Genomic DNA, 20,787 nt, shown 5'->3' with positions numbered 1-20,787 from the left:
GCCGCTCAGGACGTCGTCACCCGCGCCGCCGAGCAGTGTGTCGTTGCCGCCGCGTCCCTCCAGGAGGTCGTTGCCGTCGCGGCCTTCGAGCCGGTTGTCGCCGGCATCGCCGCCGAGCTGATCGGCATATTGCGAGCCGATCAGCGCCTCGATGCCGATATAGGTGTCGCCTTGGGCGTAGCCGCCCTGGCCGACGCGCGATTCGAGATCGGCGCGCACGAGAAAGTCGGAGTTCTCGAAGCTGACGGTATCGTAGCCGTCGCCTCCCGTGATGCGGTCGGCGCCGTCGCCGGCGTCGATCCAGTCGTCGCCCGCCCCAGCATCGACCTGATCGTCGCCGCTGCCGGCCTCGATCCGGTCGTTGCCGCCGCCGCCCAGCACGAAGTCGTTGCCGCCGAGCGCCTGGATCAGATCCGCGCCCTCGGTGCCGACGAGGTAGTCGGCCTTCGCCGTCCCGCGCAGCAGGCCGTTATAGCTGTCGGCCACCGACGCCATCGCAAAGCCGGTGTCGGTCGCGCCATCGGTGTCGGCGATGCGGTACTCGACCGCGACCTGGCCGGTAAACCCGGCCGGGAAGTGCACGACGATGAACTTCTCGCCGTTCCAGTCGACCACTTCGGCGGTGCCGCGCGGCACGCGCTGGCCGAGCGCGAGCGCATCGGCGTCATAGACGCCGTCGACACCGACGAAGGTCGGACGGGCGCGGTTCGGGTTGTCGAGATCGTCGTCGATCACGCCGTCGCCGTCATGATCGGCCTGCTCGATGTCGTAGTCGTTCTTGAGCAGATCCGTGACGCGCAGCACCAGCGGCGCATCGAGCGGCGTGACGAAGCCTTCGTCCTGGCCGACGGTCGGATCGTCGTTGGTCGGGACGATGATGATGTCGACATAGCCTTCGGCCGAGCCGTCGGCGTCGTCGGTCACCCCGTAGACGAAGCCGGAGCTCTGGCTCGCGTCCCGGTTCGGCGTGAACACCAGATTGCCGTCGGCGTCGAATTCGATCGTGCCGTCCAGCTTCTGGCCGGCATCGCCGCCGAACACCAGCGCGTCCTCCGTAGTCGACAGGCGCCAGCCCAAGAAGCGGAGCGGATCGCGGTCCACATCCGTGTCGTTGGCGAGCAGCGTCGCAATCGGAATGACGGTCGGGATATCCTCGTTGACATAGATGACGTCGCGATGCGCGACCGGCGGGGCGTCGCCGACGTTCTCGAACCACATCGTGACGGTGGCGCCGTCGACCGCGCCTTCATTGTCGCGGACGAGGTAGCTGAACGTCGCCTCGCCCCAGAAGTCGGCATCCGGCGTGAAGATGATCGTGCCGTGGTCGGTGACTTGGATGTCACCATGCACCGCGTTGCCGGCGCTCTCGAACTGTACCGCGAAGCCTTCCATATCGCTGTCGTTCTTGAGCAGCTCGATGATCGGGATCTCGATCGCGTGGTCTTCCGTGCCGCGCAGGATCGGCAGGCTCTGGTCGGTGTAACTGTCGTTGCGGGCATCCGGCAGGTCGTTGACCGGCTGATAGGCCAGCGTGGCGCGGGCCCAGGCGGATCCCCCGTGACCGTCGTCGACCTGGTATTCGAACCAGGCATCGCTGTTGAAATTGGACGTCGGCGTGAACAGGACGGTGTTGTTCTCGAGCAGCACGGCGTTGCCGCCATGGCTATTGCGGACGGCGGTGACCGTCATCGTCTCGCCGTCGTGCTCGATGTCGTTGGCGAGCAGCCGATCGGCACCGATCACGATCGGATTGTCCTCGCGGATCGGATCGCCGTTGTCGGTCGTTTCGAACCGATCGTCGTGCAGCTCCGGCGGATCATTCACAGGAGTGACGGTGAAGTTGACCCGGCCCGTCGAGGTCGCGCCGCTGGGGTCTGCGACGACGTAGTCGAAGTGGGCGTTGCCCCAGAAATAGGCGCGCGGGGTCACATGGATCAGGCCGTCGTCGCCGATCGTCACGGTGACATCAGCGTTGGAGATCACCGACTGCACAGTGAGCCCGTCGTGGTCGATGTCGGTGTCGTTGGCGCTGAGCGTGCCCGGATCGAGCGTGAAGCCCGTGCTTTCGGGCGTCGCATCGACGGTATCGTCATGCGCCACCGGCGCATCGTTGACCGCGGTGACCTGGATCGTCACCTTGGCCTCAGCCCGGCCGCCTTCGGGCGTGTTCGCGACATAGCTGAACTCGGCGGTGCCGTTGAAATCGGCGTTCGGCGTGAAGGTGATGTTGCCGTCGCTGGCCAGCGCGACCGTCCCGTTGACGGCCTGATAGACTTGGCCGACGATCATGCGGTCGCCGTCGAGGTCGTTGGCCAAGAGCCGCTCGACGCGGATCACCAGCGAGCCGTCCTCGGCGACGGTGAAGCCCGTATCCGGATAGGCGGTGGCGACGGGGCGCACCTTGAGATCGACCGAGGCCGTGGCAAAGCCGTTGTGGCCGTCGGAGACCGTGTAGCTGATCGAGGCGGAGCCGTAATATCCGTTGGTCGCGGTGTAGTGGATATTGCCCTGGCCGTCGATCGTGGCGGTGCCGGAATTGCCGGCGTCGACACCGACGATCGTCAGCGCATCGCCATCGGCGTCGAAGTCGTTGCGCAGCAGGTCGGATGCCTTGATGACGAGCTCGACGCCGGTGGTGACCGAGAAGAAGCCGTCACCCAGGGCCGTCGGGGCACGGTTGCCCAGCAGCTCCCGTAGGGTCTCCTTGGTCCAGGTCACGCCGTCGGCGAAGACGTAGCTCTCGATGCCCTTGGCATCGGTCGAGAGCGCATCGAACACGGTCAGGCTGTCGGCGCTGTTGCCGGTGAAGCGGATGACGACGGCATCGGAGCCGCGATAGAGCTGCTCGACATGGGCTTCCGTCGAGGCGAAGTCCGCGATCTGGATCCGGTCGGTGCCGTTTGTTCCGGAATCGATGATTGTGTCGTTACCGGCCCCGCGCCCGAACAGATAGAGGTCGTCGCCGGCCGCGCCGGAGAGCAGATCGTTGCCTGCCCGCGCGGCGAAGGTGTCGTTGCCGTCGAAGCCGTAGACGTTGTCATTGCCGGTGCCGTCGATATCCGACAGCGCGCGGGCCCGCATCGCATCGCGATTCCAGACCGTGCCGTCGGCGAAACGGACCGACAGGCCGAACGCCGGATTATTGGACGGACTGAGGGCGTCGGTCAGCACCACGCGGTCGCCCGCCCCTGCGAACGAGAGCACGAGATCGTTGCTGTCGGGACCGGCGCGGACGGCGGAGACGACGTCGGCGACGTTGTAGTCGGTCAGGCTCAGGACATCAGCGCCCTTGCCGACCGCGTTGATGCGGTCGTCGCCATCGCCGCGGCGATAGAGATAGGTGTCGTTGCCGTAACCGCCGTCGATGAGGTCGTTGCCCTTGTCGCCCATCAGCGTATCGGCGCCGTCGGTGCCGATGATGATGTCGTTACCGTCGGTCGTGAGGCTGGCGAGGATCGCCAGCTTCATGTCGGCGACGGTGTACTGCGTGCCGTCGGCGAGCGCGATCGTCTCGACACCGGCGGAGTTGGCACCGAGCGCGTCGACGATGACAATCTGGTCGGTCGTCCCGGCAAAGCGGATCGCCACGTCGTCGCTATCGGCGGCGATGCGGTGGAAGCTGATCTCGGCGGCGGTGTAGCCGCTGATCTCGAGCCGATCGGCCGCCGACGAGGCCTTGTCGTTGATGACGTCGCTGCCGTCGCCGCGGGCGAAGCGGTAAGTGTCGTTACCGGCACCGCCGGACAAATGATCGTTGCCGAGACCGCCGATCATGACGTTGTTGCCGGCATCACCGGTCAGCACGTCGTCGGCGAAGCTCGGCGCGCGCGCGATCAGGTCGGACGTGCCCCACACCGTGCCGTCGGCAAAGCGGATCGTTTCGATGCCGCCCGCGCCGAGCGCGCCTTCGATGGTGATGCGCGCGCCGGTCGACTTGACGATCAGCGTGAAGTCGGCCCCGTCCTCGCTCTGCGACACCGTGATGTCGTCGGGCAGGATATCCGCCGCCAGCAGCAGCGTGTCGTTGCCGGCCGCATCGGCAATGCGATCGTGGCCGCCATGGGCCGCGAAGCGATAGGTGTCGTCGCCGGTGCCGCCTTCGAGCCGGTCGTTCCCGCTGCCGCCGTCGAGGTCGTCAGCCCCTCCATTGCCGATCAGCAGGTCGTCGCCGGCGCCGCCGGCCAGCGGGTTGTCGAGATCGTCGCCGCGAATGACGTCGTCGCCGTCGGTTGCGGTGCGGGCGAGCGCGATCAGGGTCGACGCGGTCCAGACCGTGCCATCGGCGAAGGTGACACGCGAGACGCCCATGTCCGCCGTCGCCGGAGAGCCGAGATCGACTCGATCACCGGTGCCGATGATCTCGAGCACCAGATTGGCAGCGCCGCGCACGACGCGGATATCGGTCGACAGGATGCCGGCCGCGAAGCTCAGGGTGTTGATGCCCGAGGCGTCGAGAATGACGTCCTGACCGTCGCCGCGAGCGAACAAATAGGTGTCGTCGCCGCCCGCGCCCTGCAGCAGATCGTTGCCGGTGCCACCGATCAGCGTATCGGCCCCCGCACTGCCCTGCAGCGTGTCATTGCCCGCCTTGCCGTCGAGGGTGACGAGATTGCCCTGGAAGCTCGCGGGAACCGCGAGCACATCGTCGCCGCCAAATCCCTGCAGGGATCGGGTCAGCACGTCGTTCCAGGTCCATGTGGTACCGTCGGCAAAGACGATCGTCTCGATGGCGCTGGCGCCGTCGAGCGCGCCGGTGACGCGCACCCGTCCGCCCTCGTTGTTGATCCGCAATTCGACGTTGCGGCCGATCTGCATGACGCTGACGTCGGCGGCCGCGATTCCAGCGGCGAATTCCAGGCGATCCGTGCCGCCGAGATCGGAGATGGTGTCGCGGCCGTCGCCGCGCGCGAAGCGGTAGATATCCGTGCCGGTGCCACCCGACAGCTGATCATCGCCCTCGCCGCCCTCGAACACATCCGTGTCGGTCGCGAAGCTGCCGTCGCCGAAACCGGTGATGACGTCATCGCCGGAACCGCCCGACATGATGTCGCTGCCGCCACCGCCGATGATCTGGTCGTTGCCCTCCTGGCCTGCGATCAGGTCGTTGCCGAGGCCGCCGTCGATCACGTCGTTGTCGGCGCCGCCGGCCAGCCGGTCGTTGCCGGCGAAGCCGCTGATGACGTCGTTGCCGCCATTGCCGAAAATGCGGTCGTCGAGCGCGCTGCCGTTGAGGACGTGGCCGGCATCGTCGTCATTGATGCTGATCGAATTGTCGATCGCGATCGGAACGCCGTCGAAATTGGCCGAGGTCAGCGTCGTGGCGTCGACGCCGAGCAGGCGCACCAGCTCCTCGTCGGGCCCAGACGTTGCCCGCATCATGACGACCGCATCGCTGCCCGATTGCGCCAGGAAGATGCTGCCGCCCTCGAACGGATTGGGATTGCTGGTCATCAGGCGGATGACGTCGCCGCCGGCGCCTGCCTGGAAATCGGTGATGACGTCGGCGACGATGGGCGTCGCACCCTGCCGGACCGGCAGGTAGTAATAGGTGTCGCGACCGGCGCCGCCGGTCAGCGTGTCGACGGAACTGTCGGCGGAGATGTCGCCGAACTGATCGTTGCCGGCACCGCCCGACAGGATGTCGGCCCCCTCGCCACCCTTCAGGTAGTCGTCGCCGGCACCGCCGGTGAACACGTCATCGGCGGCACTCCCGACCAGGAACTCGCCCGTGACGGCGACATCCTCGACCAGACGGCCGCGCACGTCGGCAAGCGACAGCGTGACGCCGTCGGCCGCAATCTCGAAGGCGTCGACGAGGTCTCCGGCGCTGGTGCCGAGGCCGTTGCGGACGATGATGCGATCGGCGCTTCCAGCGAAGCGGATGACCAGGTCCTGACCAAGCGCGCCGAAGCGGATCTGCGACAGGTGATAGCCTTCGATCCGCAACGTATCGTTCGTCGCGTCGCCGCCGTCGGTGATCGTGTCGTCGCCGTCGCCGGCCGCGAAGACGTAAGTATCGGCGCCGGCACCGCCCGACAGCGCATCGCTGCCGAGACCACCGACCAGACGATCATCTCCCGTCCCGCCATTGAGCGTGTCGTCACCGGCACCGCCGAGCAGCACATCGTTGCCGCCGAGACCGGAGAGACTGTCGTTGCCGCCGCGGCCGTCGAGGCGGTTCACGTCGCTGGTTCCGACCATGGTGTCGGCAGCGTCCTCGCCAATGTACGACTGATCCCTCAAATCGTTCATCGTCCAGACGGTGCCGTCGGCGAAGGCTATGCTCTCGATGACGTTGTTCGAATTCGCGATCACATCGGTGAGCTTGAGCTCTTCGCCGGTGTCGCGAATCCGCAAGACGAAGCTGCGCCCGTCGGGCGAGGTGACCTTGATGTCGCCGGGCGCGACGCCGGCGCCGATCTCGACGCGGTCGGTTCCGCCGGTGTCGGTGAGCATGTCGCTGCCGTCGCCGCGGCCCCAACGGTAGACGTCGTCGCCCTGCCCGCCATACAGCGTGTCGTTGCCGGTGCCGCCGACCAGGATATCGGCGCCGTTCGCGCCGGTCAGTGTGTCGTCGCCGGCTTCGCCGAACAGCGTAGCTGCGCCGAAGGCGATCAGGCTGTCGTTGCCCGCCCCGCCCGCGAGGGTCTCGCCGCTCGTGGTGCCGAGGATGATGTCGGAGCCCCCAGTCGGGGTCTTCCATCGCGCCGCGATGTCGGCGAAATTCCAGACGGTGCCGTCGGCAAAGGCGAATGTCTCGATGGCCCTGCCGTCGCTGGCCGAGCCGTTGTTGATGGTGATGCGGTCGTCGCTGTTGCTGAATGTGACGACGAGCGTCGAGGAATTGCCGACCAGCGCGACCTTGACGTCGGCCGGGCTGATACCGCCGAATTCGATCCGGTCGGTTCCATTCGCGTCCGTGATGGTGTCCTGACCGTCGCCGGCAGCGAAGCGATAAACGTCGTTGCCCTGGCCGTCGACCAGATTGTCGTTCCCCTTACCGCCGATCAGGATGTCATTGCCGGCATCGCCGTTAATGGTGTCGCTGCCGCCATCGCCATTGAGCGTGTCGTTGCCGTTGCCTCCAGAGATCACATCGTCTCCGGCACCGCCCCGGACGAGGTCGTTGCCGTCGAGGCCGGACAGAACGTCGTTGCCGATCGCCGTGCTCGCGACCGATTGCGTACGCGTGAGGCTTACATTGTCGAGGGAGGCGCCGACGCCGTCCTGGTTGCCGGTGCCGCGGAAGCTGAGCTGGTTGGTGCCGGCGGCCGCCGTGACCAACACGCTGGAGCGCACCATCGCCGTCCCGGTATTGTTGAAGCTCGCGACCACCGTGCCGTTCCACAGCACGTCGAACGAGCCGTTCCAGTCCCAGGTACGGTTGGCATGGTCGAATTGCACCAGGAGCGTCTCGCCCTCGCTGAGACCGGTCACATCCTGTGCGATCTGCACATTACTGCCGCCGGTGCCCGTCCCGTCGAGATCGAGCCAATAATTGCCGTTGGTTGCCGTGACACCATTGTAGCCGGACGCGATCTGCTCGATGCCGAGCGTCGTTGCCGGCTGCGCGCTGTTGATCCGGGTCCAGCCCGGCAAGGTCGTTGCCGAGTAGCCCCAGCTTTGCGGGCTGGCATCCGCGCCAAGCTGCTCGAAGCTGCCGTTGACGATCAGGTTAGGGCCCACCGGCCGCCATTGAACCGATCCATCGCCGTTGATGTCGTCCGCGCCGGCGGTGCCGGTCAGGGTGTCGCTGCCGGCGGTACCGACCATCTGTGCGCCACCGGCCGAACTCACGAGCGTCGGCCGGTTCGAATAGGTCAGCCGCGCCTCGATGTCGGCAGCGCTCCACACCGTGCCATTGGCAAAACGGACTTGCGAGATCACGGCGTCGTGGGCGTTGCGCGAGACGCAGACGCGATCCTCGGTGCCGGCAATGGACAGATAATAGGTGCCCGAGAGACTGGAGGAGTCCGACAGGACGCTGACCTGCGCCGGATTGATCGTCGCATCGAACTCGATGATGTTGGAATCAGTACCGTTTACGGAATCGTAGATCCAGTCCTCGCCGAAGCCGGCGGAAAAGCGGTAAGTGTCGCTGCCGGCGCCACCATACAGCTGATCGGCCCCGGTCCCTCCGACGAGGATGTCGCCGCCGCCATAGCTGTTCAGGCTATCGTTGCCGCCGCCGCCTTCGATGACGTCGGCGTCGACCGAGCCGTACATTGTGTCGTTGGTGGCGCCTCCGACCATCGGAATGCCGCCTTGATAGGGATGCTCGATCAGGCTCCAGCGCGCCTTGATATCGTTGGAATTCCAGACCGTGCCGTCGGCAAACCGGATGTCGAAGTCACCAGAGCCGAAGCCGCCGCCCCACGTGATGCGGTTTTCGGTCCCCGCGACGAGCAGGATCACGTCGGCATAGGCGACGTCGCCGTTATAGCCGGCCTCGTGCTCGATGATGATGTCGCTGGACGAGATCGTGGCATCGAAGACGATGTGGTTGACGCCGGCCCCCCATTCGTAGATCCGATCCTGGCCGAATCCAGCCGAGAAGCGGTAGGTGTCGGATCCCTGGTTGCCCTGCATCTCGTCGTCGCCGGCGCCGCCCTCGAGGACGTCGTCGCCGGTGGAGCCGTTGAGGATGTCGTCGCCGGCAAAGCCCTTGAGGGTGGACGCGACGCCGTAATTGGCCTCGAGCTTGTCCCAGCCGCTGGTTCCGAGAACGTCGGTGCCCTGGTCGCCCTGCAGATTGACGCCCAGCCACGGCGCGGCGAGCGAGGCAATGTCGTCGTATGTCCAGATCGTGCCGTCCGCGAAATGGATCTCGGTGGACGCATGGAGCCCGTTGAGCATGATCTGGTCGGTGCTGCCCTCGATGGTCAGCAGCACGCTTTCCGGAAAATCGTATCCTTCGAAAGTGAGATGGACGTCTGCCGCGGCAATCGTCGCGTCGAACTCGATGACATCGGTATCGTCTGCATAGTAGGGGGTGACGTAAACCGTGTCGGAGCCGAATCCGGCCGAGAAGCGATAGATGTCGTTACCGTATCCTCCGTCCAGTTCGTCGTGACCGGCTCCGCCGATCAGAATGTCGGCGCCGTCTCCGCCCTGCAGGATATCGTTGCCGGCGCCGCCGATGATGGTTTCGTTTCCGGCATCGCCGTAGATTCCGTCGTCGAAGGGCGTGCCGCTCAGCGTCTGATCGGTCGCGTCACCCTGGATCACACTGCCCGGCAGTGCCACCGCGGCGGCAACGAGCTGGTCGCGGGTCCAGATCGTCCCGTCGTCGAAACGGACCTCATCGATACCGGAGCTTTCGTCGATATAGGCGCTGCCGATCGTAATGGAATCGTCCGAGTTGACCGATCTCAGGATCAGATCGCCGTTCTGCGAGAAATAGACCGCGATGTCGGAGGCTGCGACGGTCGCGTCGAAAACGATCGCGTTGGTCGAGCCTGCGTCGCGGAAATCACTGACGTAGTCGTTGCCGAAACCGCTGGAGAAGCGGTAAGTGTCCGAGCCGGCATCACCGATCAGGGAATCTCGGCCTGCGCCGCCATCGAGGATGTCATTGCCTTCCGCACCCCAGAGATCGTCGTCGCTCGCACCGCCGATCAGCGTATCGTTGCCGCCACCCCCGTTGAGGCTATCCTTGTACGCCGTGCCGATCAGCGTATCGTCCGAGATCGCGCCTTGCACGTTGATGCCCGGCGTCGGCACCGCGGCGTTGATGATGTCGGCCAGCGTCCAGGTCGTCCCATCCGCGAAACGGATGCCGGCAATGCTCTGGTAGGGGTCCGCGCTCAACGTATAGCGGACTTCGATGATGTCCCCGGTGTCTTTGACGTGCACGAGCAAGTCGTCGGTGAGGCCACCGCCCTCATACCGGTCATAGGGACGCAGCAGCTCGATGTCAGCCGGCGTCAGGCTGGAATCGAACTCGATCCAGTCCAGCCCGGTGTCGCCTGTGTCGATCCTGTCGTGGCCGAACCCCGCCGAGAACCGATAGACGTCGGCTCCCGCGCCACCGGACAAGACGTCATTTCCGGCGCCGCCGGTCAGGATGTCGGCGCCGTCGCCGCCGTTGATGCGATCGTTGCCGCCACCGCCGTGCAGGGTATCGTCGGTGCCACGGCCTTCGATCAGGTCGTCCTTCGCGGATCCGATCAGGGGATTCGGAATCGGCATATCCGATGGGGAGATGGATCTGTCGTTGCCGGAGAGGCTGACCGTGCGGGCCAGCATCTGCTGCCTGTCGAGCACGGTGCCGTCGGCGAAACGGATCTGCTGGATCGTATCGAGATCGCTGATCGTGATCCGGTCGTCGCTGCCCACGAAACGCAGCCGGGCCTGACCGAAATCGGAATTGCCGTTGCCGTCGGTCGAGACATAGGCCTCCAACACGAAATCATCGATCGACAGCGAGGAATCGAACACGATGATGTTGTTGCTGCCGTTCGACGTATATTCCTGAATCGTGTCCTGGCCGAAGCCTGCCGAAAACCGGTAGGTGTCCGCGCCGGCATCGCCCGTCAGCAAATCGTTGCCGATGCCGCCGGTCAGGACGTCGTCGTAGGCGCTGCCCGTCAGCTGATCGTAGCCGCCGCGACCATCCAATATGGCGCCAGTAGCGTAGGCTGACGCGTTGAGGAATTCGGCAGCATCGGTTCCGATGATGCCGTTGCCGATCACCGCCCCAATCTGGGTCAGGCCGCTGCGGTCGTTCGCGTCGGCCAGCGCGAGCATGTCGTTGTAGTTGAGCGTGCTGCCGTCGGCGAAGCGTAGCTGCTCGATCCGGCTCCAGTCGGTATCGAGGCCTCGCTGGATAGTGATCCTGTCCTCGGTTCCCGCAATGGCGATGATCAGATCCTGGCCGTTGCTGGCGCGCGTCAACGAGAGGTCGGCGGCGGTGATTCCGGCTCCGAACAGAATCGTGTCGTTGCCGTAACTCCAGTCGCTGATGACGTCCTGGCCATCCCCCCGGTTGAACACATAGGTGTCGTTGCCGTTGCCGCCACGCAGCCAGTCGTTGCCGGTGCCGCCGATCAGGATATCGTCGCCGTCGCGGCCGTCGAGGATCGTATCGTTGCCGGCGCCTCCCGATATCGTATTGGCGAACTGGTCCCCGGCAAACGTATCGTCGCCGCTGGTCGGCGTCAGCGAACGGCCGAGCAGCTGCGCGTAGCTGAGCGTGCTGCCGTCGGCGAAGCGCAGCTGCTCGATGCGGTTGTAGTCCGCGCTGACGCCGCGCTCGATCGTGATCCTATCTTCGGTTCCGGCGATGGCGATGATGAGGTCTTGGCCGCTGTTGCCTTGCGTCACCACCACGTCGGCGGCCGTGATGCCGGCGCCGAACAGAATCGTGTCGTTGCCGGAATTCCAGTCGCTGATGACGTCCTGACCGTCACCGCGGTTGAAAATATACGTGTCGTTGCCGTTGCCGCCGCGCAGCCAATCGTTGCCGGCCCCGCCGATCAGCGTGTCGTCGCCGTCGCGTGCGTCCAGGATCGTGTCGTTGCCGACTCCGCCCGAGAGCGTGTTGGCAAACTGGTCTCCCGCAAACGTGTCGTTGCCGGCCGTCGGCGTCAGCGACCGATCGACCATCTGCGTGTAGCTGAGCGTGCTGCCGTCAGCAAACCGCAGCTGCTCGATCCGATTGTAGTCGGTGCTGAGACCGCGCTCGATCGTGATCCTGTCGTCGGTCCCCGCGATGGCGATGATGAGGTCCTGGCCGCTGTTGCCCTGCGTCACCACGACATCCGCGGCCGTGATGCCGGCACCGAACTGGATCGTGTCGGTCCCGGAACTCCAATCGCTGATGGTGTCCTGACCGTCCCCCCGGTTGAAGACATAGGTGTCGTTGCCACCGCCGCCGCGCAGCCAGTCGTTACCGGTCCCGCCGGTCAGGATGTCGTTGCCGTCACGGGCATCCGCGATGGTGTCGTTGCCAGCCCCGCCCGAGAGGGTGTTGGCCGAGTTGTCGCCGTTGAGCGTGTCATCGCCCCAACCACCTAGAACCGGGGCTGCGCCGCTGGCGGTCAAGGTCTGGTTGGAAACCACCGTGAACGCCGCACCGGCAAAATTGACGCTGGTGAGGCTGGCCGGCGAGACGTTGTCCAGACGCAGTAGCAGGCGGGCGTCGGCAAAGCGCTGCGTGCCCTGCTCCGCAAAATAGATCAGCGTGTCGGAGCCGACCCCGCGCGCCAGCAGCGTCCCGGACAATCCCTCGGCAATAGCGATATTGAGACTGTCGCCGGCATCGCCGCTCTTAAAGTTGGTGACGACGTCGACACGTTCGCCCCACCGCGAGAGCGGCACGAAAACGTCATATCTGTTCTGCGCGGCTGCACCGGCGAGCTCGCGCGCGAACAGGCCGGAGCCGATCTGCTCGACGGTCCCGACCGTCGCTGGGTCGACGCCGGCCCCTTGCAGCGTGGTGACCGAGAGGATCTGGACTCGCTGATCGTTGCTGGCTCCGCCCGTGGCCGCGCCGAAGCCATACCAGACGTCGGCATCGCCGCCGAAGAGAGTGCCGACGACGTCGTAGGTCTTGCTGCCGATCAGCGTTCCGTCGACGCTGTAGCTGAAGGTCCTGCTGGCCGCGTCCCAGCTGATCACGACGTCGTGCCAGGCTGCGTCCTCGAGTTGCGTGAAGTCATGCCGAGGGTCGAAATTGTTGTCGCCGGTCTGGCCGTTGACGACGAACTGGCTGAAGTCGGTCGCTTGCCCCCAGGTATCGAAAATGATGCCGAACGAGCCGGAGACCAGCGTGCCCATCCCGCCGCCGCCCGACCCTGTCAGTTCGCCCGCACTCTTGTTCTGAACTGCGAAAGATAAGCCGTCGGCGCCCCCCTCGTTGGCGCCGAAGAACATCTTCGTGGTCCAGACCACGTTCTGCGACAGGTCGATGCTGCCCCAGACCGCGCCGACCCTGCTGCCGGCCTCCGGCGTCAGTTGATAGGTGCCGTTGCCGATCTCCGTGGCCGAACCGACCACGGCAAGGCCGGTGACCGGCTGCGAGACGGAATCGAAGCGGGCAAGGCCGATGGTCGAGGATCCCTGCGTTCCTCCTCCGCCGGATCCCGAGCCTGCGCCTGCGAAGACCGGGGCGGCGAACGGATCGGCCGACGGATTGCTCGGATGCAGCACATGCGCGGCCGCCTCCGGCGTCAGCGCGCGCGAGAGCAACGCCGCCGCACTCCATTGCGTGCCGTCGTTGAATCGCACGACGTCGATCGGCGGCGCACTCGCGGTGGCCTGGCCGACGATCGTCAGCCGGTCGTCACTGCCGACGAAGCGCAGCACGATATCGTTGCCGTCCCTGACGACGACGACGTCGCTCGGCGCGATCCCGCTGTTCAGGCGCAGCGTGTCGGTGGAGCCAGTTGCGTTCGCGGCCTCGCGAATCGTGTCGCGCCCGTAGCCGCGGCCGAAGACGTAGGTGGTGTCGCCGACGCCGCCGGCGAACACATCGTCGCCCGCGCCGCCATCAAGGGTGATCGCAACGTCGAGCTGCAGGCCGAAATCGATCGCGTCGGCGCCTGCGCCGGTCGACGCCGCGGCGTGCGACACGATGTCCGCGAGCTGCCAGACCGTGCCGTCGGCGAATTCGAACTGCTCGACCCCATAGTCGGTCGCGCTGGTCCCGGCGCGGAACATGTCCCTGAGCGTCAGACGGTCGTCGCTGCCGACGATGCCGATCCCGAGGTCATTCGGCCCGACCGAGAGGAAGCGGATGTCGCTCGGTAGGATACCGGCCGCGAAATGGATCTTGTCGACCTTGGACGCATCGGTGATCTCGACATCGGCGATCGTGTCCTGCCCGTCGCCGCGCCCGAAATAATAAGTATCGGCGCCGCTGCCGCCTTCCAGCAGATCGTCGCCCTTGCCGCCGGTGATGACGTCGGCACCCCTTCCGCCTTCGACGTGATCGTTGCCGAGGCCGCCGGAGATCGCCGAGCCGATGTCGGGATTGGCCAGATCGGAGGGAACGATGATGTGGTCGTCGCCGTCGGTCGATGCGATCGAGGCAGCAAGGGCGCGGTAGCTGAGGCTGCGGCCGTCGGCAAAGACCACCTTCGCGATGACTGGATCGATGTCGCCGGCCGGATCGACGAGCGTGACGCGGTCGTCGGTGCCGCTGATCGACAGCACGATGTTGCCAGCGGCATCCCGCGTCGCGACGATGTCCTCCAGCGCGATGCCGGCGCCGAGGACGAGCGTTCCGTTGCCGTCAGTCGAACCGTTGCTCTCGATGCGATCCTGCCCATCGCCGCGTCCGAAGCGGTAGACGTCGTCACCGCCGCCGCCGATGATCACGTCATCGCCCGCCCCGCCGCTGAACGTCTCGCTGCGCGCGGAGCCGACGATGCGGTCGTCCTGCCAGGTCCCGACGTCGGCCGCCATGTCGCGGAGCTGGTCGAGTGTGAACGACGTGCCGTCGCTGAAACGAACTGTGTCGACGCCGTTCCAGCCCCAGACATAACGCAGCACGATCTGATCGGTCGAATCGGCAAAGGACAGCACGAGCTCGTTTCGCGCCGGATCGATCTGCGAGACGCGCAGCTCGTCGGGCCGATAGCCGGTGATGGCAAGCGTGTCGTTGCCGGAGCTGTCGTCGATCACGTCGCGGCCGTAGCCGCGCGTGAAGTTGTAGGTGTCGTCGCCTGCCCCGCCGCTCAGGAGGTCGTCGCCCGCGCCGCCGGCAATGACGTCCGCGCGGCCGCTGCCGACGATGATGTCGCTTCCCGCGCTCGACTGACCGGCGATGGCCGCCTGCACCAGGGCAGCCCCGTTCCAGACGACGCCGTTGGCGAATTCGATGCTCGGCAGGTTGCCGTTGCCAAGCGCGCCCCGGACGATTAGTTGGCTTCCCGAAGAGAAGGAGACGATGAGGTCGGTCGAGCCGGTCGCGGCGAGCCTGACCATGGCATCGCTCGAGGCGTACGTTTCGAGCACGACGGTGGCGCTCGTCACGCCGGCAGGCATTTCGACACTGTCGATGCCTTCGGAGCCGCCGATGACAACGCGTGAATCCTGGGCCAGGATGAGACGGTCATGACCGGCGCCGGGACGCAAGGTGCTGGCGGCCGGCAACTCGCGCAGGTCGACGAGGTCCTGGCTGGCGTTCGACATGCCGTCGCGGATGATGCCGCGCACGTCCTCGATCGACAGCGTGGTGCCGTCGGCGAAGACGAAGCTCTCAACGGGCCTCGCGCTATAGCCGGACAGGATGGCGAGCCGGTCGGTGCCGTTGCCGATCGAAATCAGCAGATCGCCGTCGATGTTGCTGAAATGGACGAGGTCGGGGGTAATGCCTTCGCCGAACACGATCTTGTCGACGCCGCCGGCGTCATAAACGCTGTCACTACCGTCGCCGATGCCGAACTTGTAGGTGTCGTTGCCGAAGCCGCCCTCGAGGGCGTCCTGGCCGGCCCCGCCCGACAGCACGTCGTCGCGGCTATCGAATCCGATCAGATGGTCGTCGCCGGCGGTGCCGGTCAGCATGCGATCGATGATGGCCACGACGGACAGAATCCGCCCGTCGGCAAACTCGAACTGCTCGACGCGGCTGGTCGACAGGCCGTTGACGATGGTCAGGACATCGAGGCCGCTGCCGAGATCGATGACGAGGTCGTTGCTGTTGCGGCTGACGACGATGTCCTCGAAGCGGACGGAGGCGCCGAACCCCACGCGATCGACGATGCCCGCCGTGTCCGGCCGCTCGATGATGCGGTCGAAGCCGTAGCCCGCCGAGAACGCGTAGGTGTCGGCGCGGTTGCCGCCGTAGAGCGTGTCGTCGCCCTGGCGCCCGTCCAGCACGTTCTCCTGATCGAGCAGGCCCGTGATGATATTGTCGCCGCGGTTGCCCCCGGAGATCTGCAGCAACTGCTCGACGTCCGAGATCTTGATGGTGGAACCGTCGAAGAAGCGAAACAGCTCGACGCCGTCCTCGGCGTCGCGGAACTGGTTGCGGATGCGCAGCGTGTCAGTGCGGCCGGTGATCGAGATCAGGAGGTCGTCACCGTCCTTGGTGAAGACGACGTTGTCGCGGGTGATGCCGCCGCCGAACTGAACGACGTCGTCCACCGGCACGTGCACGCCGCGCCGGTCCGGCCAGCTCGCGCGCACGCGGCGGTCGACGATGACGTCCTGGCCGTAGCCGGCGTCGAACTTGTAGGTGTCGCCGCCGTCGCCGCCGGTCAGCGTGTCGTTACCGCCGCGCCCGTCGAGCGTTTCGGCGAAATTCGAGCCGGTGATGGCATCGTCGCCGTTGGTCCCGACGAGGTCGATGTCCTCAGGGTTGACGTCGAGGAACGACACGGTGCGGTCGGTGAAGACCAGGCTCTCGACCGCGTTGGTCTGGCCGTCGTCGCGCACATACTGGTTCTCCAGCACGAAGCGCTGGCCGGTGGCGCGGATGGTGATGATCAGATCGAGCGCGGTACGGGAGAAGTCGACGTCGGTCGACGCGATGCCGGAGAGAACGACCTGATCGTTGCCGGAGCTGTCGAGGATGGTGTCGTTGCCCTCTCCGAGCGCGACGTAATAGACGTCGTTGCCACCGAAGCCGACGAGACGGTCGTCGCCGGCGCCGCCGTCGATCGAATCGGACAGCTCGTCGTAGCCGTAAATCGTGTCGTTGCCGGCGGTCTTGGCGATGTCGATGTAGTGCTGGGCAAGCTTGAAGCCGGTCCAGACCGTGCCGTCGCCGAACTGGATGTCCTCGATGACGTTGATGAAGCCGAGGATCGGAACGGTGGCGAGGAAGTCCTGCAGCACGATTTCATCGGTCGTGCCCTTGATGCGCATGCGCAGCGTATCGCTGGCGGCGTCGCGCAGGAAGTCGAGATCGGTCCAGCGGATCTCGTCGACGAATTGCAGCTTGTCGTGCTGCGGCGGATCGAACAGGCCGGGAATGGCGTTGTCGAGCACGACGTCGCGGCCGTAGCCGCGGCCGAAGACGTAGGTATCGTCGCCCTCCTTGCCGGACAGGAAGTCGTTGCCGGCCCCGCCGTCGAGCGTGTTGGCATTGATCATGCCGTAGATCGCGTCGTCGTTCGCGGTCTTGGCGTTCTCCAGCACCTTCTGCACGATTTGAGTGAAATCGAGGCTGGAGCCGTCGTCGAAGACGAACCGCTCGATCAGGTTCGGCGCGACATAGTCGAGCCCGTCGCTGCTGCCGAGCGCGTCGGAGAACAGGCCGAGGCCGGTCTTGATGCCGGCGAACTGGCCCTTGATGACGAGCGTGTCACCGGTCGGCTGGCCATTGTCGTCGAGGAAGACGATCTGCAAATCGGGGCTTTCGCCGTCGCGGATCAGCTTCAGATTCTCTAGCTTGATGCCGCCCTTGAAGCTGAGGACGTCGATGCCGGCCTTGACCGGCCCGAACGAGAAATTGCCGAGATCGTCGATGACGTCCTGCCCGTCGCCGGCCTGGAAGACGTAGATGTCCCCGCCGGCGCCGCCGCTCATATAGTCGTTGCCCTTGCCGCCCCAGAGGATGTCGGCCGAGCCCGAGCCCATCAGGCTGTCGTTGAACTGCCCCGCGGCACGCTCCCTGTCGAGCACCTCCATCGACATGCGGAAGCGGTCCCAGGCGACGCCGTCGGCGAACACGATGGCGCTGACGCCGGAATCGGCCCGCTTGCCGTTGCTCAGGAGTTCGTTGTTCTCGCCGAGGAACTGGTCGGTCAGGCGGATGGTGTTGGTACGGCCGCGGATCTGTAGGATCAGGTCTTCGCCGTCGCGGATCGCCTTGACGTCGGTCGACAGCACGTCGGTGAGGCGCAGCTCGTCGCTGTCGCCAAAGTCCTTGTCGTCGATGACGTCGTCGCCCGAATTGCGCCCGACGAAATAGTAGTCGGCGCCTTTGCCGCCGCGCAGGGTCTGGTTACCCGCGGTCATGTAGAAATAGTCGGTCGCATCGGTGCCGTTGACGATGACGTCGCCGGCCGTGTGGGTGATGATGCGCTCGTCGCTGATCCCGAGCGCGTGCGCGACGCCGCAGATGTCGAGATCGACGCCGACCGTCTCGAAGGCCGGCAGCATCATCTGCATGATGAAGGCCTGGTTGACCGCGAGCGTCGAGCCGCCGAGATTGCCTTCGCCGGACGGATGATAATCCGGATAGACCTGCGCCAGGATGCCGTTCCACTGCGCGAGGTAGTCGAACACGGCATCATTAGCGTTGCTGGCCGGCGCGCCGGCGAAGATCGCCTCGAACATCGGGGCGAGCTCGCGGTTCGTCGTCGGCTTGTAGCTGTCGGAGGCGAGATCGTAGGTAAGCCCCCGGAAGAAGTCCTTGAGGCCGCCCTGCATCGCGATGCGCACCGCATAGCGGCGCGAGGTCGCGATGTACTCGGTCATGACCGGCTGCAGCATGTCGATCATGGTCGCGATGCCGGAGACATAGTGCGCCGGATCGGTCGACAGATTGGCGCTGCCGCCGGGGCCGACGGCATAGGCGATGTGCCCGGTCGCATTGTCGAGTTGCGCCGTCAGCATCTCGGGACGGAAATCGATGCCGCCGAGCGAGGTCGCGAAGTGGAATTGCGCCGGCGTCAGCATCTCGACGCGGTAGGTGGAATCGTCGGTCGAGTTCACCTCGTCGAGCGTATCGAAGTCGATCGCGTAATTGCGCAGGTTGAATTCTCTGGAATCGCCGGTCTTCCATTCCAGCTGCAGCGCCCGGTCGAGATTGCGCGCCCAGACGTAGAAGGTGCCGTCCTGGTCGGTCACCTTGACGGTGTAGTCGACGGCGATGCCGTCGGTGAAGCGCACGCCGATCTTGTCGACGGGAAGGTTGGCATAGGGGTTGAAGCCGAGCTGCTCGGTCCGCCACTCGGTGCCGGCGGGATGGGCGAGCGCGAGGATGGCGTCCTTGCTGGCGTAGCTGGTGGCGGCATCGGAGGCGAGCTTCCAGCTGCCGTCGGCCTGCTTGATGCCGTAGTCGAGGATGACCGCGCGCCCGTTCACGACGCTCATCAGATAGGGCGCGGCATCGCGATCCGTCGGCGCGGCGTCGCGGTCGGACGGCGACCAGGTCTGCTCCAGGCGCCAGGCCGCGCCGGACGCCGCCGCCTGCGCCAGCACGTCCTGCATGGTGGCGCGCGCGATCGGCTGGCCCTGCGCGTCGAGCACCGGGGCGCCGGAGGCGAGCGTCCAGTGGCCGCCCTGGGCGTCCTCGATATAGACGCCGCGGTCGAGCAGCACGGCCTTGCCGCTTGCATCGGTGCCGACCAGGACCGGCGTCAGCTCGCGCGTCTGTTCCAGCGCCTCGCCCCAGGCGCCGAGCACGTCGCCGACCTGCGCCACCAGCGTGCGCAGCTTCGGCGTCGTCATCGCCGCTGCGGTGGAGGTCACAAGCTCGCCGAACGCGATGTCGTTGGCGGCAGCCACCGCAAGGTTGGTCACCCGCCCAAACCCCTTGACGTCGAGCGTCGAGCCCGACTGCCAGGCCGCCCGGCCGGCCTCGCCGGCATATCTGGTGTCGGTGTCGTTCGAGGCCAGGATGGCATCGAACATGTGCCGGACGACGCCGCTCTGGAAGGTGATGTCGCCGACGCCGGTGAGCCGCGCGCCGTCGGGCGTGGTAATGTCGATCGCAGTGGCGCCGAGATCGATGCTGATGATGCCGAGCTGATCGAGCGTTTTCAGCTCGCCGGCATCGGTGATGCCGTCGCCATCGAGGTCCTGCCATACCCTGAGTTCGGACCACAGCACGTCCGCTGCCGTGATCTTACCGTCGCCGTTGGAATCGAGCGTGGCGAGCTGCGCAAAGCCGGACTGCCCGACGCCGCCGAACATTTCCGAGATGTCATCGATCCCGCCATTGCCGTTGAGGTCGCGGACCAGGAAGCCGTCGTTCCCGCTGAGCCAGCCGGTGCGCTCGGCGAACAGGTCGTGGTCGATATCGAAATAGACCTGGCTGACGCCTAGATCAGTTGTCTCGATGCCGTTGCCATCGAGATCGATGACCAGCGGATCGGCTCCGTCGGCCCATTTCATGCCCTTCGCAAAGCGCGCGACGGCGGCGCCAAGGGTCGCGGCCTGATCGATGAGCGTATTGCCGCCGTACTGGGCGGCAATGGCGATCCCGTACACCCCGAGCAACGGTTCGAGGATCGTCATCAGATCGGCAATCGGATTGGGCGCCTTGAACACCATGCCGAAGGTGCCCTGGCCGGTGAGCTCCCCTTGCTGGAAGCCGATGTAGCTGCCGACGAGATCGAAGTTCTCGATCTTCATCCAGCCTTTCAGGATGCCTTGCGCATCCAGCGCTTGCTGCGCCTTGTAGGCGTCGCTCGCGGTGCCGCCGATGACTGCCGTGAAGAGCTGGTCGAACTGGTTGGTGACGTACATGTCCAGCCCGCCGCGGGCATTGGGCCTGAACGCATAGGTCATCCATGGCAGCAGATGATCGAAATAAATCGACTTCGCCGGATCGTATTTGCCACCGTTTGCAGCAGCCGTTGCCAGGAAGTTGGTGTAGCCGACGACGGCACCAACGCCGCCGAATGCCGCGAGACCAGCGATGCCGCCTTCGGCATTGCCGCCGGTGAGAGTCAGCCCATAGAACTTGAGGACGTCATGGTGCTGCGCGTCCTTGACGATCGTGTTAGGCGAGTACCAGATATTGTCGGCGTTGGCCTCGGTGTCCTCAACCCTGGTCGGTGTCGTCTTGGGCGTACCGTCCGGATTGAGAATGGGATTGCCCTGAGCATCAAGAACGGGCTTTTCGTAGGTCCCGCCGACGGTATCGCCCCAGATGATTCCGCCCAT

1 protein-coding gene (cut by a window edge) is annotated in these 20,787 nt (G+C 65.7%); it reads right to left on the bottom strand.

The genetic code is table 11. The annotated features are described in order from the left end of the window. Positions 1-20,787 carry part of the coding region annotated (locus CVM73_RS40635) for a tandem-95 repeat protein (RefSeq protein WP_158237557.1) on the bottom strand (this coding region is incomplete at its 3' end). The annotated region extends 7,194 nt beyond the left edge of the window, so 20,787 of the 27,981 annotated nt are shown.

The organism is Bradyrhizobium forestalis, assembly GCF_002795245.1.
GTDB classification, from domain to species: Bacteria; Pseudomonadota; Alphaproteobacteria; order Rhizobiales; family Xanthobacteraceae; genus Bradyrhizobium; species Bradyrhizobium forestalis.
This window is presented reverse-complemented; position numbering and strand designations above follow the sequence as displayed.